We start from the raw sequence: 23783 nt of genomic DNA, 5'->3' as shown, positions 1-23783 counted from the left end.
TGATATCCTTCTCCTTGCTTGCTTATGGATCATCCTTTATAATTGAGAAGTTTAAGCGAGTAATAAATATTATGCCTTCAAAAATTCGTGTTCTTGACGAACATACTATTAATAAGATTGCAGCAGGCGAAGTCATTGAAAGTCCAGCTTCTGTGGTAAAAGAATTAATGGAAAACTCTTTAGATGCAGGGGCTACAGAAATTTGTGTAGAGATTAAAGGAGGGGGTCGTCAGCTTATCCGCGTGACTGACAATGGTGCGGGGATGCAGCAAGATGATGCCGTACTCTGTTTAGAACGCCATGCTACCTCTAAAATTAAAGAAGTAGAAGATATCCAGTTAATTTTTTCCATGGGATTTCGAGGGGAAGCTATTCCTTCTATTGCATCTATTTCCAAATTCACTCTCTTGACTGCTCCACAAGAGGGAGGGGAAGGCACCCTTGTGATTGTGGAGGGAGGGAAACTCATGCACTGTGGCCCTGCTGCCCGTGCTCCTGGAACGACGATTGAAGTAAAATCTCTTTTTTTTAATGTCCCGGTAAGAAGAAAATTTCAAAAATCTCCTGCCTATGAAGCTCAGGAAATTCATAAAATCATTACCCTACTTGCTCTTGGCTATCCTCATGTTAAATTTCAACTGATCAACAATCAGAGCAATGAAATTCAAACCGGAGGCTCTTCGGGCAAAACTTTTTCCCATCAATTGAAGGAGAGAATTGCTGCATTAATGGGAGCCGAATTTGTGACGAGCTGCTGTGAAGTAGAGATTACAAATGGTGATTATAGCTTGCATGGATATGTAGGGGCCCCTCATTATTCTCGTCAAAATCGTACCGGTCAATATCTTTTTATTAACAAGCGCGCTGTTTTTTCTCCCTTGATATCTGCAGTTGTGCGAGATGCCTATGGCACAAGTTTGCCCACTAATCGACATCCTATTTTTGTTTTACATTTGAATGTACCCGGCGAGACCGTGGATGTAAATGTTCACCCACAAAAAAAAGAGGTTAGGCTTCGTCAAGAAAATATATTAAGAGAATTAGTTCTTAAAGGAATCCAACAAGCTATTCATAAAGGTAATGTAAGTTCTCATCAGGATCATCAGCCTATTCATGAAGATTTTAGTTCCCCTGCTTCTACTTCCACCTTTATAATGCCTGCCGTTAAGCCGGCATTTTCCTTGCATCCTATACAAGAGAGAAATTTAGCCAAAGAGTATCAACCGCTGCCCCCTATGGCTAAGGCTCCTTCTAGAGAGGAGCCTCAGCCTTCTTTGCTTGCTCCTCTTGCCCAAGAAAAACGTTCTTTTCCACGTGTTTTGGCAACGATACCAGGTTATATTATTTTGGATGCTTACTCATTAGAAGCGTGGAAACAGGTATCCGCTGATACACTTTGCTTAGTGGATCAGAAGGCAGCGCATGCCCGCGTGATTTTTGAAAATTTGTTGCAGGCACGCACTGGAAATGCAGCTGTTCAATCTTTATTGATTCCTCATCATATCAATTTGCCCCCCTCTGAAGCAGCCGCGCTATCTACGAACCTAGACAATTTTGCGCAGATAGGAGTGCATATCCATGAAAGTGGGCCTCATAGCTTTATGATAGATGCTGTCCCCGCTACATTTGGAAACATAGATCTTTCTCAATGGGTAGTAGACCTGTTAGATATGATGCACAGCTTTCCCGAAGGTAAAATGATGGATAAAGAAATGGAAAAACGCTTATCCGTAGCAGCAAGCCATGCTGCCGTCCATTACCGCAAGCGCTTGCAAACAGAAGAAGCTCAATCGATAGTCAATCAATTGTTTGTAACCTCTATGCCTTTTTTTTGTCCTCAAGGAAAGTCTACTCTTGCTTTTATAAGCGCCGAAGAGATATTTAGAAACTTTAAAGGGTAGTCTATGAATTTTCAAAACCGTCTAGCAAAAGTTGAAAAAGTTCTTCATGATTCTAACGTTGAGGCTTTCCTTGTCGAGGATCCTACCAACCTTTACTATTTGACTGGATTAATTTTATCTGCGGGAAAGCTGCTTATTAAAACTCAAGGCAATTCTATTCTTTTAGTGGATAATCGTTACTATGAATATTGTAAAAATCAAGCACCTGTGCCTGTTTTTTTAAGTGATAAAATTTCTTTAGAAAGCTTGCTAGAAGGAATTAGCACGCTAGCCTTTGACGGCGAGACGATCTCTTATCAAACCTATGTAAGCATGCAAGAGAAGCTTAAAGATCTTAAATTGGTTTCTTTAAGTCACTCCCTTCAAAAAATTCGCACTCTAAAAGATGCGCATGAAATAGCTATTCTTCAAGAAGCCGCTCAACTGGGAATGGAAGGATATGCATATATTAAAAGCCTTTTAAAAGAGGGAGTAAGAGAAGACCAATTGGCTGCCGAGTTAGAAATTTTTTGGAAAAAAAAGGGAGCTCAGGGAGTAGCTTTTGAGCCTATTATCGCTTTCGGAGCTAATAGTGCTTTACCTCATTATCGTCCAGTAGAGACAGAGTTAAGGGAAGGCATGACTGTGCTTTTTGATGTAGGCGTAAAATGGAAAGGTTATCACTCGGATTTATCTCGTACACTTTTTTGGGGTGAGCCGCCTGCCATCATGCGGAAAGTTTATGCAATTGTAGAAAAAGCTCAGCAACGTGCCATGGCGCTTTGTAAGCCAGGAATAACTATAGGAGAATTGGATCGGGTAGCTAGGGATTACATCTCAGCGTGCGGTTATGGAGAGCATTTTTTACATAGCTTAGGCCATGGAGTAGGCTTAGAAATCCATGAGTGGCCTTCGCTCCGTAACAAAGAACCTTATCAGCAGCTGCCGCTGCAAGAAGGGATGGTCATCACCATTGAACCTGGCATCTATCTTCCTGGTATAGGAGGCGTGCGTATTGAAGACACCCTCCTAATTACTTCTACCGGCTATCAAGTCCTAGGCTCGTGAGGATGGACGGGGTTCGATTCTTAAAGATTGGGCATATAGATCTTTCTCGAATTGGTTTTTATCTGTTGGAGGTTGGGAGTACCAATCGCTTTCCTTTACCCCTGCTGATTGATCTTTCCTTGAGGGATGAGAAGTTTGTAATTTCGTAAGGTCATTGATTAAAGAATCTAACTTTTTTTCGTCCGTTTTTACATTCTCTTCAGCAATTTCGATGTTTCTATCATTTTTTAGCTTGAATTTCTCAATCATTCCCTCTAAATCCATGGAGGAATTTTTCGAATAAATTTCTTTGGCCACATGATAAAGCCACTCTGCAATCTCAATTTCTTTTTCTAAATTTTCTTTACTAAATTGTTCTTCAGGAGCAATAGTTTCGCCTGATTTTTCGGCTTGCTGGATTCTTTCTTTTATATCTTGTAGTTGCTGGTTTAAATAAGCTTTATGAGTTTCATAAGAAATGCCTGCTTTTTGCAACTGAATGTAATCGCCAAATTTTTCTACTTTTAAAGCATAGGAAAGCTCTAAGCTTGCATCACTCTTTTTATAAGAGAGCCTTAAAGAAGAAACGTTATTCAATTTAGCCTCATTAATTTCTTTAGTGATGCTTTCTATCTGTTTGTTTAAATTATTAATTTCAGCGGTTAATCCTTCTGGCGCTTCTTTAAATGAAGAAATGTATTTTGCAATTTGGCGTGTTTCATTTAAATCTGCTTTAGACTTCATATATTTCTCTCCATCTAAAACAATTCTTGATAATACTGTATGTATCATGGGAACGACGGATAAACTAGGATTATTCTCAGCAAATTCCATAATTTTATTTAAAGAAAAGTTATTAGGATTTGAGAAGCTTTTTTCCAAATTTGCATATATATTCTTTGTTTGTCGGGGAAGGGCGGCAAAAGTTTTATGCAGCCGTTGCACACTTCCTTGATTTAATCCTAAAAAAATTGCCTGGGCAGTGGCAAAATCGCCATTTTTAAAAGCTTGATCGGCAATGCGAACATACAAATCAACCACTTTAACACGCTCACCTAAATTGTCTGTGTTAACAATTTTTGAGGTTGTAGAATTGCTGATCATATTTGATAGCTTAACCCACTGATCTATATGAGGGCAAATCTCTGCATATTCTGATTTTTCTCTTGCACTCTCATTTTTTAAAAGCTCTTCTTTCGTTATCTTTTTAAAGATATCTGCAAATAATTCTTTAGTTTGTGCAGCCCTTTCTTCCACCATCGTGCGGTTGGCTCCCGTGCTTTTAAAGGGTGCAGAGATTGTATGGCGGATGTTTTTTAAGGTGGTACTATTATCAATTTTTGATTGTAGGCTGCTTTTTACTTCGCTTGCCTTGCTTTGCGCTTTTTTAAAATATTGCACATTTTTATCTTTTAAGCGCTCAGAAGCTATCTTAAGGTTATTAGAAAGTTTTTCCCTTCTTTCCGAGGAGGTCATCTCTCTAAATGAGGAGATAGTAGATTGCTTGACCTTAAGGGCTGTAGTCTTAGCGGCTCGGGCAGAAGTTTCTTTAAACTTCGTCACTTTATGGCTTAGCAGCGATTTAATTTCGCCTAATTTTTCTGCTGATTTATCTTGATAGTCTCCAGCTTTTTCTTTAGCTTTTTGAATACCTTCTCGCGCGTTAAAAAAAACTTCTTGTCTTTGTTCTTTGTTTGTTAATCTCTTACTTTCTTCAAAGGTTTTCTTAGCTATAGAACTTACCTTGGAGGTTGCACTTTGAACAAGGGAGCTAGCTTTATCCCAAGTAAAAGAAGTCATTCGATGGGATTTAAGCTCGGGAGGAGTTTGTTCGGTTGATTGAGAAAGAGTTTTTCCTAACGGAATAGACTCTAAGGAATTCTTTTGGCTATATATATGCCCAGTAGGAGAGACTTTTGGTTGGCCAGGAAGAGCTGGCAAAGGTTTATTAGGGGGTAAGGGTTTAGTCGCTGAGGGAGCTGTTGTGAAATCGGAAGGAAAGAAAGGCTTGTTGGCTATAGAAGACATTTGCATACCTCATAATTAAAATCCTACTAATAGTTATTATAATATAATTATTAATTATTATTTAATTATAAATGTAATTAAACTTTGTAAAGGGTGTTGTTAATTAACGATTGCAAGTTGCAAGTTCTTAACTTTAAGCTTATTTTTTTATTTTTTTAAAAAATTAAAAATTTACATTTTATCTAAATCTTTAAAAGGGTAAATATGTTTTTGAGCAGCTTAAGCTTGTTAAAAGGGAAAAAAAGGGGCGAATTTTAAACCTGAGTAGGCCTAAAAGGAACAATTTAGCACCTAAAGGTTCCTTCAAAAATTTTACGATAAACCCACATTCCTCACCTGAAATTTAAATTACTGATTGCTAAAGCTTTATAAAAGTTAACTCTTAAATTTAAATTTTATAATTTACTCATACTTAGAGCGTTATAAAAAATAGTGAGGAATATGGGGATAAAATATATTATAAATAAAAAGCTGTTCTTATCTTACTGTGATTCCATTACAAATGAGTTTTAGATCTTAAATTTTCATGCTAAGCTTTAGACAAAAAATATTTCTTTCCTATCTTGTTGTATTTCTAGCCTTTCTTGTGGGTTTATATCCTTTTGCTACCCGTACAGTTCAGAAGATTGCTACCCAGGCTATGTATGATAGCTCTCAAGCTTTAATTGAAAAAATTCAGACAGCCCCTAATGATGAAGCTTTAATACGTCGTTTAAAAGAGCAAAAAGCTCTATTTTTTTTTCGTATTAGTGTTGTCAATAATGAGCGTAAGGTTTTGTATGATTCTCATACCAAAAGAATTTTAGGCCTGCGCTTTAATCAAGAATATATTGTGGAACATCCTGAAGTCTTAGAGGCCTTTAGAACAGGGCGCGGATATAATGAGGATTATTCGGAGCTATTAGGGCAAAAATTTGCCTATTTAGCGATTGCTTTTGATTTCCATGGTAAACCGTATGTCTTACGTACAGCTTTTCCTTATAAATATGTGACGGAGCTAACGCATGATTTTGAAAGAGGAGTGATTGCTTTAGCTGCAGCCATTCTCATGCTTTTTAGCTTGATGACCTGGTTTATCATTAATCACTTAACCAGTCCTATTCACCAAATTATTAAAGCAATCAATCCTTATCAGCAGGGAGAAACCCATGTGGTGCCTTTAATTGAATTAAATAGCCTTAGCAAAACAGATGAGTTTATCAAGCTGGCCGGCACTTTAAATTCCCTTTCCATAAGGATTCAAAGTCATATCGCTAATCTTATCCAGGAGCGCAATGAAAAAGAGGCTATTCTTGAATCGTTAGGGGAGGGCGTGATAGCAGTCGATGTTCATCGGGTGATCACTTATGCAAATAATATGGCTTGTAAACTGCTAGAAAATACTCACCTAGTAGGTAGGTCTTTTAGCGATCTTTCTGATGAAATTCAGCATTCTCAGACATTCCAAGCTCTTTTGCTCAATTGCCAGGCTCAAAATAAGGTGCTAACAGATGCTGTGCAAATTAAGCATGATTCCCAACGATTATATTTAGATCTAGTCGCTGCTCCTAAAAAAGAAAATAGCGGTGCTATTGTTGTACTTCAGGATATGACAGCCCACTATAAGCTTTTAGACATGCGTAAAGACTTTATTGCTAACGCCTCTCATGAATTAAAGACTCCTATTACCATTATTCGAGGTTTTGCTGAAACTTTACATGACAATCCCGATTTGCCCCCCGAGACTTTTAAAGAGGTTACCTCCAAAATTGTACGCAACTGCTTAAGAATGAATAATCTCATTAAAGATCTTTTAACACTGACAGATGTGGAAAATTTACCTGAATCGCGTTTAATCCATTGTGATGTGCATGAAATTATTAAAAATTGCTGCGAATCGGTTAAAGAGGTGCATCGAAATGCTCAAATTATGATTGAGAAACCTGGCGATCAAGAGATGAATCTTGAAGCAGATCCTCATCTATTAGAACATGCCTTTATTAATCTTATCGATAATGCTGCTAAATATTCTGTTGCCCCTCCTCAAATCACCATTTATCTTCAAGCCGAGGAAGACAAAATTATAGTAAAAGTTGCCGATAAGGGCATAGGGATTCCTGCTACCGATCTGGAAAATATTTTTCAACGTTTTTATACAGTAGATAAGGCTCATTCTAGAAAACTGGGCGGCTCTGGCTTAGGGTTATCTATCGTAGAGACTATTGTAGAAAAGCATTTTGGCCATATTACCGTTCAGTCAGAAATCGGCGTAGGAACCGTTTTTACTGTTAGGTTGCCTATTAATCGGCAAGTACGATCCTCTTTCAAGCATGAGTAGTTAAAACAAACCTGTTTTGGTATTTTATTAAAGCACATTTATATCCGTTATCTACCTTCTCTCTTTACCCTTTTTTTACAATCCCTTATATGTATTAACAACACTTCTAACAAAAGACAAATAATGCTGTTGACAGATATTTCAGCTCTGGCCGCTAATATAGGTAAAGCTAATGAAAAGTTTATGCTTGCCCGCCAAGAGATGGGCAAAGCCATCGTGGGGCAACAAGAAATGGTTAACTACTTGCTAATAGCTCTTTTAGCTAATGGCCACGTGCTCTTAGAAGGCTTGCCTGGTTTAGCAAAGACTTTAGCTGTAACCACTTTAGCGAAAGTAGTGAATTGTGAATATAAACGCATACAATTTACCCCAGACCTTTTACCCGCTGATTTAGTGGGCACTTCAATCTACAACTTTAAGGAAGGCTCTTTCTCTGTTAGTAAAGGCCCAGCTTTTACGCATATCTTGTTGGCAGATGAGATTAACCGTGCGCCAGCAAAAGTGCAATCGGCTCTTTTAGAGGTAATGCAAGAGCGCCAAATCACTCTCAATGGCCAAACTTTTCATTTACAAGAGCCTTACCTAGTGCTGGCTACAGAAAATCCTATAGAGCAAGAGGGGACTTATCCTTTACCTGAAGCCCAAACCGATAGATTTATGTTAAAAGTCACACTGGATTATCCCTCCAAAGAAGAGGAAAAAGAAATTCTAAAACGCATGGCAAATTTAGGCTCTTCCATAAAAGTAAAGCCTATCTTAACGACAGAAGAAATTCTTAACGCGCGTAGAATGATCAATGAAATTTATATGGATGATAAGATTACTAACTATATCTTAGATCTAATTTTTGCTACCCGCTACCCTAGCCAATATGGCCTTGATCTTCAATCTTTATTGCTCAACGGAGCTTCGCCACGTGCAAGTATTGCTCTTTGCATTGCTTGCAAGGCTAATGCTTTTCTTGAAGGTCGCGCTTATGTGGTGCCTCAGGATATTAAAAAAATTGCACCCGCAGTCTTAAGGCACCGTCTACGCCGTTCTTATGAGGCGGAAGCTGAAGACGTGTCCACCGATGAAATGATTGAGCGCATTCTAAAAACTGTTCCTGTACCTTAAGCTTGTTAGTAGCCCATGGTTGAGTTTAACGTAGCCCTTTATAAGAAAATTCATCGTCTTCAAATCCAAACGACTCAGCTAGCCAATGATCTGTTGGCAGGAGCCTATCGCTCGGCTTTCAAAGGGCAAGGTATGGAATTTGAAGAAGTGCGAGACTATCAGGCAGAGGATGATGTTCGTTCTATTGATTGGAATGTGACCGCACGCATGAATCGTCCTTTTGTTAAAAGCTTTCGCGAAGAGCGTGAGCTGACCGTAATGCTCTTGGTTGATGTATCGGCTTCTACGCGCTATGGTAGCAGCTCTTCTTTTAAAAGCGATTTAATTGCAGAAATTAGTGCTTTGCTAGCATTTTCAGCTATCAAAAATAATGATAAAATAGGGCTTATTCTTTTTTCCAAGGGAGTAGAGAAATATCTTCCGCCTGCTAAGGGAACTCGGCATGTTTTACGCCTAATACGTGAAATTTTAGCTTTCAAACCTAAAGAACATGAAACTGATTTGGCTGCTGCCTTGGCCTATTTGGGGAAGATTCAGAGGCGGCCAGCTGTCTGCTTTTTGCTCACCGACTTTATATGTTCTAAGCCTTATGCACATGAGTTGGCCCTAGCAGCTAAGCGGCACGACTTAATTGCTCTAGCTTTAATAGATGCTTATGAAATTTCTTTCCCTCATTTTGGATTAATCCATTTAGCTGATTTAGAAACAGGCGCTAGCTTTACGGTAGATAGCTCTAGTGAGCTTTTCCAGAGGGAATTTGCTTATCAGGCTAAGGCTCGGGTAGAATCTTATCGTGCTTTATTAATAAAAAACGGCGTAGGTTTAGTAGAAGTATATACCGATCAACCTTATGCACCTCTTTTACGTAAATTTTTTAGAATGCGCGCGAGGAAAAGGAGATGAACGCCTGGTTTTTTTTGTGGATGCTGCTGGGTCTTTTCTTCCCCTTTGTTCAGGGTATAGCAGACGAAAAAGAATTTGAGGTAGTGATCACGCCTGCTGCTTCAACCGTTTCGATTAATGATTTTCTCACCGTCCATCTAGGATTAACTTTCCCAGCTGGATATCAGATCGATTCAAAAAAGCTGCAACAGAATCTTCTTAGAAGCAGCAGCTTTTATGAGCATCCTTTTGCTCTAGTGGAGATGAAAATAGAAAATCCTCAAGAACATGCTAAAGGAAGGTTTTCTCAAGAAATTGTGCTCATATTACAGCCGCGACGCTTGGGAGAGCTGTTCCTCACTTTCTACGATATCGATTTTATAGCAGAAAATAAGAGCGCTCCTTTAAAGAAGATTGTAAGCGAGCTTTATCCTATTAAAGTCACCGCCCCAGAAATAACTTCCCAAATCCCCGAGGATTTTGCATCTTTGCTGACTTTTGAGAAAAAACTTCCTATGCAGCTAAGTGAGGAAAATCAAAAGCTTTTATTGAACGATCTTTCTTTGCAAAAGCAAGAGGCCGAGAGGAATGTAAAGCAAATGCATGACAAGCAGCTACCTTGGATACAAATAGGATGCTTTGTCCTAATCGCCCTCTATCTTTGTTTTTTTCTAAAATCTTTTTCTATTAAAAAACCTTTAACATCTAAGCAATTAGCAAAGATTGCAAAGAAATCAGCTTTAGCAGAACTTAGGCAATTGCGAAGTAAACAATTGCCGGCTAAAGGGCTTTTTGACAATTTTTATGTGCATTTAACTGATACTCTAAGAACTTATATTCAAAAAAAATATCATATTCCCGCAGCCACTAGCACAACTCCCGAATTTTTAGCCGAGGTGGCCCAAAGCTCGGTTTTTTCCAGCTCCTTCCGTCAGCAGTTGGCCCACTTTCTTCAACAGGCTGATAGAGTCAAATTCGAGCGTTATTATCCTAACATCGAAGAATGTGAGATTGCCTATAAATTAGCTATCCAATTTATTCAAGATGATCCTATTTAATCTTTTTTATTTAAAATCTTCTTCTCAAAAAGGGCCATCTTTATAGATTATTTTATAAATAGCAAAAGAAAAAAGCATTCAGAAAAGCTTAAAATCAGAGAATGTTTGCAGAAAAGTCAAGGAATGTGTAATAATTTCGACTTGCGATTTATCACAAGGATAATCGTACCTGCAAATCGTTTTAGGAGAACCAATGGCTCGTTACACAGGTAATAAAAACCGCGTTGCCCGACGTTTCGGTGCAAATATTTTCGGCCGCACACGCAACCCTTTGTTGCATAAACCCAATCCCCCTGGTATGCACGGAGCACGCCGCCGTAAAAAATCAGATTATGGCTTACAACTTGAAGAGAAGCAAAAACTTAAAGCTATCTACGGTATGCTTAGTGAAAAGCAGCTCGTTGCTTATTACAAGCATGCTTTTAACATGGCTGGTAACACTGCCCAGCACTTTGCAGAACTGCTAGAGTGTCGTTTGGATACGATTGTTTATCGCCTTAAACTTGCTTCCACTATTTTCGCTGCCCATCAGCTTGTTTCCCATGGTCATATTCTCGTGGATGGCAAAAAAGTTGACCGTCGCTCTTTCCAAGTGCGACCTGGCATGGTGATTACTGTAAAAGAAAAGTCTCGGTCAATGAAAGCTATTCAACAGTCTTTAGATAATCCCTCTCGCTCTGTCCCTGATTATCTTTCCTTTGATAAAGAAAACTTTGGTGGACAGCTTCTAGCGATGCCTACACCTGAGCAGATGCCTTGGCCCATTGAAATCAAATTACATGAAATCTGTGACTTTTTAGCGCACTCCACTTAAAAAAAGTTGAGCGTATAGAATTGATAAGCCCTGGTTTAAGTCATCTTAGGCTAGGGCTTTTTTTATTATTTCTTTTTGTTCTAGCAAAACTTTTTGCTTCCCAGCTTGGGGATCCGTTCTTTACTCTTAGCTAAACTTTTTAATGCTTTTTTCAACAAAAACAATCAAGAGGCCCTCCCATTTTTTAGATAGTCTAAGCTAATAGGAAGGCAATAATTGCTTTCTTATAAACATGGTAGGTGCATTATCAAATTGATAAAAAAGCAAAGCAACATTTTTTATTTATTGTTTATCTTTTAATCAGTTGCGATCCATGCTTTTTCTACCAAGATTTTGCCAAGTAATTTTTATATGCAAAAAATGAAAATGTCCAGGATAATAAAAGGGGATCCGTGGTTAAAATGATTATAACTTGTCAAAATTTTCATAAGGCATGTGCTTAATCCGCCTATTGTCTACAAGAGAGGAGAAGAACAGAAATTTAAGAGGCAGTCTCGGAAACTCTATCAAAACATCTATCTTGGAGCATTTAAAGCTATCTTAGTAGGAAAGGTTGTTAGCTGATTATCCTTTAAGGACATTCTTTTTATCTTATAGCCGTAGTCTTATTTTGCATAAAATGTAATCAAAGATTAAGAGGACTTTCGCTTCTATGGATCTTTAAAATATCGTCAACTTGCAAAAGGTAACTTGCTCCTATCAAGCTAAACAAAAAAATGAAGGCTTGCAGGGCTAGTATGCCAAGTTGCTGAAATAAGCCTCTAGGCCCTAGAGGTTCTATGCCTTCCTTCCATAGCACCCATGAACTTTCAGCTATCCAATAATGAGAAAAGGCTACACATACAACGAGAGCGCACAAGCTTGCACAGCTGATTTTCCAAATGCTTACTTTTAGCCTGGGGGATAAAACATAGCCACTTTTTCCTTCTAACTTGGATATGAGTAGAAACATATTCATCCATGCACTGATGCTTGTCGCTAAAGCTACGCTAGCAGCACCCCTTTCAAAAATAAAAACTAGCAAAAAATTGAGTATCAAATTCAACAAAATAGAAGCAATGGAGATTTGCGTAGGAATTTTATAGTTGCCTTGCGCATAGAAAGCAGGGACTAAAATAAGCACGATCGACATAGGAAATAATCCTAATCCATAGGCCCATAAGCATAAAGTTGTATGAGCAACGGCTAGCTGATCAAAGCCTCCATGTCCATAGATTAGGGTGATACTGCTAGCCCCTAAAGCAAAAATAGCTGCACTAATGGGTAGCATTAAAGCCACACTTTTACGGAGGGAAAAGTCTAAAAACTTGCTAAACTGCTTTTTATCGCCATTTTTAATGGCCCGAGCAAGAGGAGGAAGTGTAGCTGCCGCGATAGCTAGACTAAATAGAGCTAAAGGAAGCTGTTGAAGGCGCATAGCATACCATAGGTAAGCCGGCCCTGCGGCATCTGCAAAGCGCGCAAAGACGGCATCTAAAGCATTGTTGATCTGCGAAGCCCCTACACCAATGATTCCCAGGCTTAAAGGAGCTAATAAGGAGCCTATATCGTTGGAAAAAATATTTTTAGCGGCACTCCCCAAATTTTTTCCTAAAGCTCTTAAGCATTTCTTAGTCTGATGAAGTGTAACAGCCCATTGAGCTAAACAGGCTAGATTCACAAAAAGTGTTAACCAACGCATAGCTTCTTTAGAAGGTAGATGTTTTAAAGATAAAATTCCTACAATCCATAAAAGATTAAAAGCTACAGGCGCTACACTTGCCGTAAAAAAGCTTTTCTCACACTGTAATAAGGAAGCATTTATACCGTACAGGCAAATGAAAATGAGACTTGGCATCATTAATAAGGTAAGCTGAGCAATCTCAGCGTTTCCTTCGTCTAGGTTGGCCCACATAAGAACACCCCAAAGCACGGCCATGGTTAGGATTACAAGGACAGAGAGAAGGATACTTAAAGCCAACGTTAAACTGCGAAAAAATGCAGCCGCTCTTTGAGGATCTTGATGGCGTAGTTTCTCAAATTGAGGAATAAAAGCACTTTGCAAGGCCCCTTCGCCTAAAAGCCTACGTAGTAGATGAGAAAAGCGAAAAGCGACTAGAAAAGCTGCCACGGATGCTTGCGTGCCAAAAGCAAAAGCCATGGTTATATCTCGTACCATGCCCGTCATACGACTTAACATTGTTCCACTAAAAAAGCGGCTTGCTGAACGGATAATGCTAGGGGTGGAATCTGTCATGGCAATTTTTAAGTTTGGTTAAAGAAAATATTATCAATAAAGAAACAAAAGAAAGCAAGGGTAGATTGAAGGCCACGAATGCATGAAGAAGTGCGGTTCTTAATTAGAGCTTCTTCTATGTTTTAGAAAGTTTAAATTATTTTAAACAACAAGCTAGCTCTTTTTTTTATTTTGCACCTTACAGGTGATGCTACTTTTCTTGTCAACAACCGGCTAGGCTGTTATGATGGCGTGCTTATAAAATTGGAAAGAAGAGGGGATCAGATGACAACAAAAGCCGAAAATCTTCTCATAGGAGCTCATACCTCGGCAGCTGGGGGAGTACAGAATGCTTTATATGAGGGACAAGAGATAGGAGCGACTACTATTCAGCTCTTTACCAGTAATCAAAGGCAGTGGAATGCAAAACCTTTAATGCCAGAGGTTATCGATGCTTGGTATGCGGCACTTAAAGAAACTCATTTGCAAAAAATTATGAGCCATGCTAGCTATATGATTAACCTGGGGGCACCGGATCCAGAAAATTTGAGAAAAAGTCGCGAAGCTTTTGGCCTTGAGATCGAGCGTTGTTTAAAGCTGAGTATTTCTTTTTTAAATTTTCATCCAGGTGCAGCGATTGATAGAGACCCTCAAGAATGCTTAGATAGAATCGTGGAGAGCTTGTTAACTTATGAGCCTCTTCTTCAAGAGGGGGATACTCGCTTACTTTTAGAAAATACTGCAGGGCAAGGGTCGGCAGTTGGCTGGCGTTTTGAGGAGTTAGCCTATATTATAGACAAAGTAGAGAATCGCCTGCCGATAGGGGTGTGCCTAGATACTTGCCACCTTTTTGCTGCCGGTTATGATTTAAGTTCGACTTTAGCTTGTGAGGAAACATTTAAAAAATTTGATCAACTGGTGGGTTTTAAACATCTATATGCCTTTCATCTTAACGATTCACTTAAAGGTTTAGGCTCCCGTGTAGATCGGCATCAATATCTGGGTAAAGGACTTATTGGCATGGATTGCTTTAAATTTTTAATGAATCATCCTCAAACTCAAGCGATGCCTAAATACCTTGAGACTCCCAAAGACCCCCTTATATGGAAAGTTGAAATTCAAATGCTACGAGACTTTGTAAAATCATGAGGCTATTATTATGCGCGTAAAAATTAAACAACTCAAATACCCGGCTCCTGGAGTTCCTTCATTATTAGGACAAGAGGTGACGATTAAAGGCTGGGTGCGAACTGTTCGCAATCAAAAAACTTTTTCCTTTGCCGAAGTTAACGATGGATCTACCCTCTCAAACTTTCAAGTTATTCTGAATCCAGATTTACCTGATTATGAGAAAATTCTTAGCCATCTATCTACCGGCGTATCGGTTGCCGTAGTGGGCAAGATTGTAGAAAATCCTGGTAAAGATCAAGTTTGGGAAATGCAAGCTAAATCTTTAACTATCATTGGCACATGCGATCCAGAAGCCTACCCTTTACAGAAAAAACGCCATTCGTTTGAATTTTTGCGATCGATTGCTCATCTTCGCCCCCGCACGAATACTTTAGGGGCTATTACTCGTTTAAGAAATAGCTTAGCCTTTGCTACCCATCTTTTTTATCAGCAAAAAGGCTTTTTATATTTACATACACCTGTCATTACGGCCTCTGATTGCGAGGGGGCGGGAAAAATGTTTCGGGTTACAACGCTGGAGCCTAGTGCTAATCCGCGCCTTCCTAATGGGCAGATCGACTACTCCCAAGACTTTTTTGGTAAGCCTGCTTATCTCACTGTTTCTGGCCAGCTCAATGGCGAAATTTACGCCTGTGCTTTATCGGATGTTTATACCTTTGGCCCCACTTTTCGCGCTGAAAATTCTAATACCTCCCGCCATTTAGCAGAGTTTTGGATGATTGAGCCAGAAATGGCTTTTGCCGATATTAATGACAACATGGATAATGCAGAAGAGTATCTTAAATTTGTTCTTAAGTATGCTTTAGATAATTGCGCGGAAGATATGGAGTTTTTTGACAAGCATGTTTCCACGGGATTAATTGAGCGTTTGCAGCATGTCATTAATACACCTTTTGAACGGGCCACCTATTCTTATGCAGTACGCATCCTTGAGAAATCAGGAAAAAATTTTGAATACCCGGTGAAATGGGGGCTAGATTTGCAATCCGAGCATGAGCGTTATTTGGCAGAAGAATTTTTTGCCAAGCCTGTCATCCTAACGGATTATCCTAAGCAGATTAAAGCTTTCTATATGCGGGATAATAGCGACAACAAGACAGTGGCAGCTATGGATGTTCTTGTGCCTAAAATAGGGGAGATCATAGGTGGTAGCCAAAGAGAAGAACGTTTAGATGTGCTAGAGCACAAGCTCAAAGCAGGTGGTCTATCGCCAGATGATTATTGGTGGTATCTTGAGCTACGTAAATATGGGACTGTCCCCCATGCTGGGTATGGCGTAGGATTTGAACGTCTCATTCAGTTTGTTTCTGGGATGGAAAATATACGCGATGTTATTCCTTTTCCTCGTTATCCTGGTAAAGCTGAATTTTAAAGTTTTCTAAAACTGTTTACAAGGCTTTGAAATAATAAAAAAGTTTTGTAAACAGCTATAACTTTAGAATAGTGGTGTATGAAGCTTTTAGCTTTTTCTTTTTTCAAAAAGATTCTTGTATTTATCATTAACAATTATGCCATGAAACATAAGATGCTCTGCTTAGTCTGATCAGCGTTGTTGTGTAAATGATAGGAAGCGAGGCGATAAGATGGCTCTTTCACACTTAAAAACTATAAAATTAGCTTGCAAAAACAAAAATATAGGCACGCAATGGAAAAAAGAACTTACTTACCACTTATGTAATTAGTCCGAGTATAATACGCTTTTAAGATAATCCTTATGCAGCCCCGTAATTTATAAAACCCCCTGGCCCTCGAACTAAGTAGAGAGACATGTTTCAGCGGGTTGATTATGCAGACTAAGTTTTTTCAAAGCGTATAACAACGCTTTAATGCAAAGAGAAAGCATAACTTTATGGTTCTAAAGATGAAGCCATTAAAGGATGGAGGGAAAATAAAAACATGGGTAAGAAGGGGTGCCCAAGAATTCCTCCGCTGAATCTATCCTAGGGGTACTGATGATTAAAGCCGTTTATGATTTGCCTCTAAAAGCTCTGCTAAGAATTACTTTTACAGCTAATTGTCCTGCCAGCTTCCGAGGCCGCCTGTTCCTTGTTATACCCTATCTGCAGGGGATGCTAAAGAGCTTTGACAAGAACTTAATGGAAAGAAGTTCCTACCAGCACGGAATTTAATTTAATTGCATAGCCCTTATAAGAAGATAGGTGTTCTTTAATCTATGCACGAACGTCTAATAAGTTTTGCTAGAACTAGTGCCCAAAGTGATCTTATGGCTGCCAAAGCATCAAATCAGTGTCTTTTACTATTATTCCTAAAGGCAGTGAAGGGTATGTATGCTATTGCCTCCTGGGCAATTATTAAATCATATTAATTTATAGAACTACTTGATGATCTCTCCATATAAAAGTTGTTATTGTTTTCTTTTTAAGAGAAATTTTGTATGATAGAAATATTATAAATTTACCACCAATAGAGGATTCATGCTAATAAATTCTTTATCTAAAGCTTGCTTATCTATTGATCGAGGGGCTGACTACATACCTATCGTCAGCACGGTGACTAATTTAGTCGATATCTTTCAAAAAGTTGTTATTTTACCTTTTAAGCAAAAAGAGAATATATCCAAAAACGTCTATTACACTCACCTTGACCAAAAAAGCTTTAGGCGGTGCTTAATTTTGTTAGTTCCTGTTCTAGGAAACATACTTGTAGGAATTTATGATGTAGTATGCAATAAGGAAAAGAAAGCTTTGCTAGCTAGTGTTCAAAAGAATGGCTTAGCTCTTAAGGATGGTAGTAATACGCTTAAAAGCGATAGAGATGTCGTTCTTGCCGCTGTTCAGGAAAACGGTTTGGCCCTTAAGTATGCTAGCAAACAGCTTCAAAACGATAAGAAAGTCGTGTTTGACGCTATTCAGGAAAACGGTTCGGCGCTTAAGTATGCTAGCAAACAGCTTCGAAACGACAAGGAAGTCGTGCTTGCCGCTGTCCAGCGTAATCACCTGGCGCTTAAGTATGCTAGCAAACAGCTCCGCAACGATAGGGAAGTCGTGCTTGCTGCCGTCCAGCGTAATCACTTGGCGCTTAAGTATGCTAGCGAAGATTTGCAAAAACATTGGGAAGTTATGGTGGCCGCTGATGATCGAAAATGGCTGGGTACTTATGGGCTTTACCGACAGGCTTAAAAACGCTAGGAAATTGGCTCGTGTCACTTTTCAGCAAAAAAGTGGGATGTTTGGTGATATTAGCGCAGTGCTTGACACCGTTTTACGTTTTTCAGCATTTGATAGGCTTAAAGCTTTTTAGGCAAGCAGATGCAGTAAGAAACAGCTTACAAATGGAAGTGTTGAAAGATAAAGAAGATGGTATACTAACTATCGATAAGGCGGAATTTCTAAAGAGAGGATTTAATTTAATGAGATATGCTTGGCAAGAATCTAGCCCTCTAGTAATAGATCCACAAATATTTCTATTAAGCCATCTTAGAAATTTCGGCTAAAATGGACTTTACTGGCAGCAGAGGCATCAAGCGAATGGACGTGACTATTATTATCAAAGGCAAAAGCCCCTTAAGAATATGCATGCAATTACCCTATAGCGTTAAGCTGAATTTAATGCATTTATAGGCAGTATGATAGGTGTTTATGTAAGACTGGGAAGATTTACACTAGGGTGTATGTTGCTTATTAATTTTTTGCTCTTGCGATAAAATATTTTGCTAATTAAATGTTATTTATAAAACGCTTCATTTTTATGCAGGGAATTGATGTTGCAGGAAAAAAAAGCTTACACTTAACCTAAGATATAAATTTTTTATGAAAGACTCATGAATTGCACATACCACCATGCACCCCTAATCAAGCATATTCTTGAACCTCAAGATAGTATGTTTTTCTTATCCAAGGGATTATCTCGTTTAAAGAAAAATCCTCCTCTCTTAGAAAAAAAAGCTTGTAGCAAAAAAGTTAGCTCTCAATCTACAAGAAATGCTGAATTAATCGAGCGTCTAAAAGCTCGCATCGCAATTCGTAAGAAAAATCTAGACCAAGCAGACAGCTTATCACCTCCAGAGGTTTGCATGATTTGCAAAAAAGCTGCTGATATACTACAACAGTATCAGGAAGAGCGTTTGTGCCCTTTATGCTTAAATAGAACCATTAAGAAAATGAGAATAGAAGATATTCTTGATTAAGAAGCAAAAGGGTGTATAGAGCTTTTTTTTAAGGCCGCTAAATCTTAGTTTATCCAACGCTCCACAATAGGAAAGCAGCGGCCTGTTAAGAAGGCCTTCTCAGAGATACGTAAGGCGGGAGGTGACTGACGACGCTTGTATTCATTTTGGTGAATCTTTCGGATAAGCTCTTCTATTAATTTCACAGGATAGTCAAAATTTTTAGCAATCCTTTCAGAGGATTGGCCCTCTTCTACGTAAGCTTGTAAAATATGGTCGATTGTTTCATAAGGAGGGAGGGAATCTTGATCGGTCTGGTTAGGTCTTAGCTCTGCAGAAGGGGGTTTATCAAGCGTGCTTAGCGGAATGATAACTTGGTGACGATTAATCCAGCGGGCTAGAGCATAAACCTCCCTTTTTAAGACATCGCCAAGGACTGCTAAAGCTCCACACATATCCCCATAAAGGGTGGAATAGCCCATTGCCAGCTCACTTTTATTTCCTGTGTTCAAAACCATATGCCCAAATTTATTTGAAAGAGCCATGAGAATCATCCCTCGTACCCGTGCTTGTAAATTTTCTTCCGTATGATCGATCGGTAGTGTTCTAAATTGAGGCTCTAATAATTCCAGGTAGCTTTGAAAAGCTTTTTCAATACAAATTTGTCGATAATCGATGCCCAAGTTGTGGGCTAATATTTGGGCATCCTCTTTGCTGCCAGGGGAGGAATAACGGGAGGGCATGCTGACTCCCATCACATTTTTAGCACCCAAGGCCTTTACAGCAATACAAGCCACTACGGCTGAGTCAATACCACCTGATAATCCTAGGCATGCTTTCTGAAAGCCTGATTTGTGAAAGTAATCTTTTACTCCTAGAATAAGAGCTTTATAAAGCTCTTCAGTAGCTATCTTTTGCGGGTAAATAAGGGGAGATGAAGCGTTTAGATCTATTAACAGCCAATCTTCTTCAAACCCTTTGGCGAGATGCACTAGTTCTCCCTTAGCATTTAAGTGTTGACTGTAACCATCAAAAATTAAGCTATCATTGGCTCCTACTTGATTACAGAAGATAAGGGGGCAACGTAATGTTCTAGCCGCTTCAGAGCAGACTTTCATGCGAGTGGCAAATTTAGAGAGGCTAAAAGGGGAGGCAGAGAGATTGAGCAAAAGTTCAGGCTTTAAAGGAAGGAGCTCTTCCACAGGATTTTTATGATAGGAGGTTTCTGCAACAAGAGCGCTATGCTGCCAAATATCTTCACACACAGTAATGCCAACCCTTTTACCCTTTAGATTCCATGTCTTTGTGCTTGTCGCAGGTTCAAAATAGCGTCTTTCATCAAAAACATCATAGGTGGGTAAAAGAAATTTATCTTGAAATCCGACAATTTTCTGATTTTGAATAATTGCTGCGCTATTAAACAAGCCCTTTTCTCTACGATCAGGATTAGGTCGGGGAAGACCTACGATGGCGATAATGTCTATACAAGCTTCGCGGATTTTGTCCAGCTGCAACAAAACTTGTTCCATGAAATGTGGGAGTAAAAGCAAATCTTGAGGTGGATAACCAGTTAGCGTCAATTCAGGGAATAAGATAAGATCGGCCGCTATCCTTTTACCATGAGCTATAACCTGCAAAATTTTGTCAGTATTCTCTTTTAAAGCACCGATGGTAGGATTGATTTGCGCAGCAAGTATTTTCATTTTAATAGAATAGGGTGTTAGCTTCCAAAATCATCGAGAACAATGCTTTCCCGAGGAACGCCATAATCCTCTAAAAGCTTAAGAACACTTTTATTATGCAAAGGAGGGCCACAGACATAGAACAAGCATTCTTCGGGTGCTTCCATAAGCTTTAGCTGGCCTATTTCAAAAGCTTTAAAAAGATAATTTGTTTTTACAGGATCATTAGCGGGCCAGCCAGTTTCAAGATCACTAGGAAGGGGCTCAGAAAGAACTAAATGATAGTGAAAGTTGGAAAATTCTTTTTCTAGCTCTTCATAGGCAGCTTGATAAATATTTTCTTTTAAAGAGCGCGCTCCATACCATAGGGTTACCTTACGGTGCGTCTGTTCTGTCTTGAACAAATGCATGATGTGGCTACGTCCAAACGATGAGCCAGCACCACCGATAAGAAATATAAGTTCACGGCTATCTTGGATCATAAAGGATTCGCCATAAGGTCCTGAAAGCTTGATTTTATCACCTGCTTTTAAATTAAACGTATAGCTAGAGCAGATTCCCCAAGGAATTTTTTCTGCTAGCTTCCCAGCGATAAAAGGTGGAGTGGCAATGCGAATATTAAATCGTAAAGTTCGGCCTTCTGCCGGGTAGGAGGCCATAGAATAGGCGCGAATAACCTCTTCAGAACCTGTAGGTAGATTGCTAAAGTCAAGAGAATGTCCTACTAATCCAAATTTTTCCCAGTCTTCATGGTATTGAGGATGCATGGTGTTTTTCCAGCTCTCCGTATTCGCTTGGAAAGGAGGAACATGAAATTGCAAATATCCTCCTGAGCGATAAGGCACCTCTTCTCCTTCAGGAAGTTCTACGATTAATTCTTTAATAAAGGTGGCCACATTTTGATTGCTTATCACCGTGGCAGACCATTCTTTGACGCCAAGTGCATCAGCCTCAACATGCAGATGCAGATCGTTTTTGACCTTAGCTTGGCATGATAAGCGCCAGCCCTCTTTCAATTGCTTCTTAGTAAAAGTGCCTTTATCAGTCTCTAAAGGTTCATTAGCGCCCTCTAGAATTTGCACCCGGCATTGCTTGCAGGTTGCTTTGCCTCCACAAGGAGAGGGAATCGGAATACCATTGGAGCTCAAAGCTAATAAAAGTGTACTTCCTCCGGCTACTGTTTTGGTGAGAGAAGGATCTTCGTTAACTTTAATGGTGCAAGCTTCACTGCTAACAAATTTAGCACGGGTAAATAAAATGATCCCGGCAAGGCCGGTGCCGATCATGACAAAAGCTACAATGGCATAGGCCACAAGAAAAATGTCGATGCCTCCTAGGGAAGCTATCGTAAAGTTAAATAATGAATCCATAAGGCTTACTCGCTTGGCTATTTTTAGGTATAGCTTGCATACTCATTTAACAGCAACTGATAAAACATCACTCTTCAAGAAGAATAAAGAACTACTCTTCCCCTAAAAAAGGAAATTCTTTATGCTTTTCTTTTTTAAATCATACAATTTCATAGGGATTTAGACATGATCAAAAAGAATCTTGAAATTCATAGCGAAAATATTTTACCTATCATTAAAAAATGGCTCTACTCTGATAAAGATATTTTTGTTCGCGAGCTTGTTTCCAACGCTTGCGATGCTATTCGAAAAGTTAAAGTTTTACGTGACCAAGAACAGATACAAGCTAACGATGAAGACTTTAAGGTAGAAATTCAAATTGATAAGGATAATAAAACTATAAAATTTACGGATAATGGCATTGGAATGGATGCCGAAGAGGTGCAAAAGTATATCGCGCAGATTGCTTTTTCGGGAGCAGAAGAATTTGTCCATAAATATAAAACCAATGAAGAAAAAGATCAATTTATCGGTCATTTTGGATTAGGATTTTACTCAGCTTATATGGTAGCAAGTAAAGTAGAGATTAATACTCTCTCCTATAAAGAAGGCGCAGAGCCCGTTTTTTGGTCCTGTGATGGCTCTTCTGAGTATACGATAGAAAAAGGCAGCCGCCCCACCCGAGGCACAGAGATTACGCTTTTCGTAGATAAAGATAATGAAGAGTATTTGGACGAATATCGCCTTAAGCAGGTAATGCTTCATTACTGTTCATTTTTACCTTATCCTGTCTATCTAGGCACCACCCATATTAATACCCAAGAACCTTTATGGATCAAAAATCCTGCTGATTGCACGCAGAAAGATTACCTAGATTTTTATCATCATCTCTATCCTATGGAAGAGGATCCTCTTTTTTGGGTGCATCTTAATGCCGATTATCCCTTTCACCTTAAAGGAATTCTTTACTTTCCTAAGGTGCGCAGAGATTACGATAATGAAAAAAATACGGTCAAATTATACTGCAGCCGGGTTTTTGTATCAGACAATTGCAAAGATGTAATTCCTAACTATCTGATGGCCTTGCGAGGAATCATTGATAGTCCTGACATTCCTTTAAACGTTTCCCGTAGCTATTTGCAGGTTGATCGTACAGTTCGCCAGCTCTCAGGACATATTGCTAAAAAAGTATTTGATAGCCTTGCTACGCTTTATCGCAATGAAAGAGAGCGTTTTGTAGCAAGCTGGGAAGATATCTCTATTGTAGTCAAGCTAGGTATATTGGAAGACGATAAGCTATATGAGCGGGTGAAAGATTTTCTTATCTGGAAAACTGTTGAAGGGGAGTGGATTACCGCCCAAGAATACTTAGATCTCTACCGCGAAAAAACAGCGGAAAAGATCTATTATACAAAAGATGAACAGCATATGAGCTCCCTACAGGCCTTGTATAAAAATCAGGGAATAGGAATTCTATGCGCCAATCATCCTGTGGATGTATATGTAATGCAACATTTAGAAAGGCAGCTAACTCCAGTTGTTTTTCAGCGGGTAGATGCCGCTTTGGCTGAGCATATTGTTGATAAAGAGCGTGAAAAAACCATTCTAGATGCTAGTGGAAAAACTGAGGCCGCCAAGCTTGCCGATTTTATTCGTGCCAAATTGAAGGATGATAAAATCGAAGTAGAAGCTAAAAGCTTAGCTAGCAATGCATTACCAGGTTTTATTCTGCAGGATGAAAATCAACGCCGTATGCGTGATTATATGGTAGCTATGAATCCTAAAGAAGGAGCCTCTCAGTTTGCGCATTTAGGTAAGAAAACTTTCGTAGTAAACACTAACAATGTTTTAATAAATGCCATCTACAAACTAGAACCTAAAAATTCTGAGCTTGCTTCTGCATTAGTTAAAGAAGCTTATGAGCTGGCGCTTTTGTCTCAGCGTGAGATGGATCCTTCTTTACTAGAAGACTTTATTGCTAGGACAGTACATATTCTAGAAAAATTAGCGCAGGAAGTGACTCAGGAAGTGAGCCAGGAATAGTTATATGCAAACGTCCCTATTTGTCTTGAGCTGCT

17 protein-coding genes are annotated in these 23783 nt (G+C 39.1%); 13 read left to right on the top strand and 4 right to left on the bottom strand.

Features of this window, described 5'->3' with window-relative positions; all coding sequences use genetic code 11:
• The first annotated feature begins 71 nt into the window (after nucleotides 1-71).
• Nucleotides 72-1901 carry a DNA mismatch repair endonuclease MutL gene (gene mutL, locus TY21_RS07720; protein WP_158623050.1) on the top strand — a complete coding sequence of 610 codons (1830 nt, stop codon included), beginning with the start codon at nucleotides 72-74 and terminating at the stop codon, nucleotides 1899-1901.
• Between the two features lie 3 nt (nucleotides 1902-1904).
• A complete protein-coding gene (locus TY21_RS07715) occupies nucleotides 1905-2948 on the top strand; it encodes a Xaa-Pro peptidase family protein (RefSeq protein WP_042242568.1) in 1044 nt (347 codons plus the stop codon).
• Here TY21_RS07715 and TY21_RS07710 read toward each other — a convergent pair.
• Nucleotides 2937-4955, bottom strand: a complete 2019-nt coding sequence (locus TY21_RS07710) for a RasGEF domain-containing protein (RefSeq protein ID WP_042242571.1) — start codon at nucleotides 4953-4955, stop codon at nucleotides 2937-2939. The two genes, TY21_RS07715 and TY21_RS07710, sit on opposite strands and share 12 nt — an antisense overlap.
• Nucleotides 4956-5541: 586 nt before the next feature.
• Here TY21_RS07710 and TY21_RS07705 point away from each other — a divergent pair.
• The 5 genes from TY21_RS07705 (at nucleotide 5542) to rpsD (ending at nucleotide 11142) form a co-directional block, all read left to right on the top strand.
• On the top strand, nucleotides 5542-7272 hold the full coding sequence (locus tag TY21_RS07705; protein WP_232044348.1) for an ATP-binding protein: 1731 nt from the start codon (nucleotides 5542-5544) through the stop codon (nucleotides 7270-7272).
• Between the two features lie 183 nt (nucleotides 7273-7455).
• Nucleotides 7456-8388: a MoxR family ATPase gene (locus tag TY21_RS07700; protein WP_130589729.1), complete on the top strand. Its 933-nt coding sequence runs from the start codon at nucleotides 7456-7458 to the stop codon at nucleotides 8386-8388.
• Between the two features lie 15 nt (nucleotides 8389-8403).
• Nucleotides 8404-9291 carry a DUF58 domain-containing protein gene (locus TY21_RS07695; protein ID WP_042242578.1) on the top strand — a complete coding sequence of 296 codons (888 nt, stop codon included), beginning with the start codon at nucleotides 8404-8406 and terminating at the stop codon, nucleotides 9289-9291.
• The gene (locus tag TY21_RS07690; protein WP_042242581.1) at nucleotides 9288-10328 is read left to right on the top strand and encodes a hypothetical protein; all 1041 of its coding nucleotides are present in this window, start codon (nucleotides 9288-9290) and stop codon (nucleotides 10326-10328) included. The genes TY21_RS07695 and TY21_RS07690 overlap by 4 nt, the downstream gene beginning before the upstream one ends.
• A 193-nt stretch (nucleotides 10329-10521) precedes the next feature.
• Nucleotides 10522-11142, top strand: a complete 621-nt coding sequence (rpsD, locus tag TY21_RS07685) for a 30S ribosomal protein S4 (RefSeq protein WP_042242584.1) — start codon at nucleotides 10522-10524, stop codon at nucleotides 11140-11142.
• 625 nt (nucleotides 11143-11767) lie between these two features.
• Here rpsD and murJ read toward each other — a convergent pair.
• Complete coding sequence (gene murJ / locus TY21_RS07680) at nucleotides 11768-13378, bottom strand: murein biosynthesis integral membrane protein MurJ (RefSeq protein ID WP_079979969.1); 1611 nt, start codon at nucleotides 13376-13378, stop codon at nucleotides 11768-11770.
• 264 nt (nucleotides 13379-13642) lie between these two features.
• Between murJ and TY21_RS07675 the strand changes: the two genes are divergently transcribed.
• From TY21_RS07675 to TY21_RS07655, 5 genes are all read left to right on the top strand, one after another.
• Nucleotides 13643-14506 (top strand): deoxyribonuclease IV, encoded by an 864-nt coding sequence (locus TY21_RS07675; RefSeq protein WP_042242628.1) that lies wholly within the window; start codon nucleotides 13643-13645, stop codon nucleotides 14504-14506.
• Between the two features lie 10 nt (nucleotides 14507-14516).
• A complete protein-coding gene (gene asnS, locus TY21_RS07670) occupies nucleotides 14517-15920 on the top strand; it encodes an asparagine--tRNA ligase (RefSeq protein ID WP_042242586.1) in 1404 nt (467 codons plus the stop codon).
• 1063 nt (nucleotides 15921-16983) lie between these two features.
• A complete protein-coding gene (locus TY21_RS07665; RefSeq protein WP_042242589.1) occupies nucleotides 16984-17688 on the top strand; it encodes a DUF4116 domain-containing protein in 705 nt (234 codons plus the stop codon).
• Complete coding sequence (locus tag TY21_RS07660) at nucleotides 17652-18002, top strand: hypothetical protein (RefSeq protein ID WP_130589632.1); 351 nt, start codon at nucleotides 17652-17654, stop codon at nucleotides 18000-18002. The genes TY21_RS07665 and TY21_RS07660 overlap by 37 nt, the downstream gene beginning before the upstream one ends.
• A gap of 327 nt (nucleotides 18003-18329) precedes the next feature.
• Complete coding sequence (locus tag TY21_RS07655) at nucleotides 18330-18695, top strand: hypothetical protein (RefSeq protein ID WP_130589631.1); 366 nt, start codon at nucleotides 18330-18332, stop codon at nucleotides 18693-18695.
• A gap of 44 nt (nucleotides 18696-18739) precedes the next feature.
• On the opposite strand, the gene TY21_RS07650 is transcribed toward TY21_RS07655, so the two are convergent.
• The gene (locus TY21_RS07650; protein WP_042242595.1) at nucleotides 18740-20377 is read right to left on the bottom strand and encodes an NAD+ synthase; all 1638 of its coding nucleotides are present in this window, start codon (nucleotides 20375-20377) and stop codon (nucleotides 18740-18742) included.
• Between the two features lie 17 nt (nucleotides 20378-20394).
• Nucleotides 20395-21726, bottom strand: a complete 1332-nt coding sequence (gene nqrF / locus TY21_RS07645) for an NADH:ubiquinone reductase (Na(+)-transporting) subunit F (protein ID WP_042242598.1) — start codon at nucleotides 21724-21726, stop codon at nucleotides 20395-20397.
• A gap of 165 nt (nucleotides 21727-21891) precedes the next feature.
• On the opposite strand from nqrF, the gene htpG reads away from it, so the two are divergent.
• A complete protein-coding gene (gene htpG, locus TY21_RS07640; RefSeq protein ID WP_042242600.1) occupies nucleotides 21892-23748 on the top strand; it encodes a molecular chaperone HtpG in 1857 nt (618 codons plus the stop codon).
• Nucleotides 23749-23783 lie beyond the last annotated feature (35 nt).

Source organism: Neochlamydia sp. S13, from assembly GCF_000648235.2.
Taxonomy (GTDB): domain Bacteria; phylum Chlamydiota; class Chlamydiia; order Chlamydiales; family Parachlamydiaceae; genus Neochlamydia.
This window is presented reverse-complemented; position numbering and strand designations above follow the sequence as displayed.

Bases quoted from the DNA above. Each gene is read 5' to 3' on its own strand.
- TY21_RS07660 (WP_130589632.1), top strand. From the start codon at position 17,652: ATGGCTGGGTACTTATGGGCTTTACCGACAGGCTTAAAAACGCTAGGA.
- TY21_RS07650 (WP_042242595.1), bottom strand. From the start codon at position 20,377: ATGAAAATACTTGCTGCGCAAATCAATCCTACCATCGGTGCTTTAAAA.
- TY21_RS07695 (WP_042242578.1), top strand. From the start codon at position 8,404: ATGGTTGAGTTTAACGTAGCCCTTTATAAGAAAATTCATCGTCTTCAA.
- nqrF (WP_042242598.1), bottom strand. From the start codon at position 21,726: ATGGATTCATTATTTAACTTTACGATAGCTTCCCTAGGAGGCATCGAC.
- TY21_RS07700 (WP_130589729.1), top strand. From the start codon at position 7,456: ATGCTTGCCCGCCAAGAGATGGGCAAAGCCATCGTGGGGCAACAAGAA.
- TY21_RS07715 (WP_042242568.1), top strand. From the start codon at position 1,905: ATGAATTTTCAAAACCGTCTAGCAAAAGTTGAAAAAGTTCTTCATGAT.
- asnS (WP_042242586.1), top strand. From the start codon at position 14,517: ATGCGCGTAAAAATTAAACAACTCAAATACCCGGCTCCTGGAGTTCCT.
- TY21_RS07665 (WP_042242589.1), top strand. From the start codon at position 16,984: ATGCTAATAAATTCTTTATCTAAAGCTTGCTTATCTATTGATCGAGGG.
- murJ (WP_079979969.1), bottom strand. From the start codon at position 13,378: ATGACAGATTCCACCCCTAGCATTATCCGTTCAGCAAGCCGCTTTTTT.
- TY21_RS07655 (WP_130589631.1), top strand. From the start codon at position 18,330: ATGAATTGCACATACCACCATGCACCCCTAATCAAGCATATTCTTGAA.
- TY21_RS07675 (WP_042242628.1), top strand. From the start codon at position 13,643: ATGACAACAAAAGCCGAAAATCTTCTCATAGGAGCTCATACCTCGGCA.
- rpsD (WP_042242584.1), top strand. From the start codon at position 10,522: ATGGCTCGTTACACAGGTAATAAAAACCGCGTTGCCCGACGTTTCGGT.
- TY21_RS07690 (WP_042242581.1), top strand. From the start codon at position 9,288: ATGAACGCCTGGTTTTTTTTGTGGATGCTGCTGGGTCTTTTCTTCCCC.
- htpG (WP_042242600.1), top strand. From the start codon at position 21,892: ATGATCAAAAAGAATCTTGAAATTCATAGCGAAAATATTTTACCTATC.
- TY21_RS07710 (WP_042242571.1), bottom strand. From the start codon at position 4,955: ATGTCTTCTATAGCCAACAAGCCTTTCTTTCCTTCCGATTTCACAACA.
- mutL (WP_158623050.1), top strand. From the start codon at position 72: ATGCCTTCAAAAATTCGTGTTCTTGACGAACATACTATTAATAAGATT.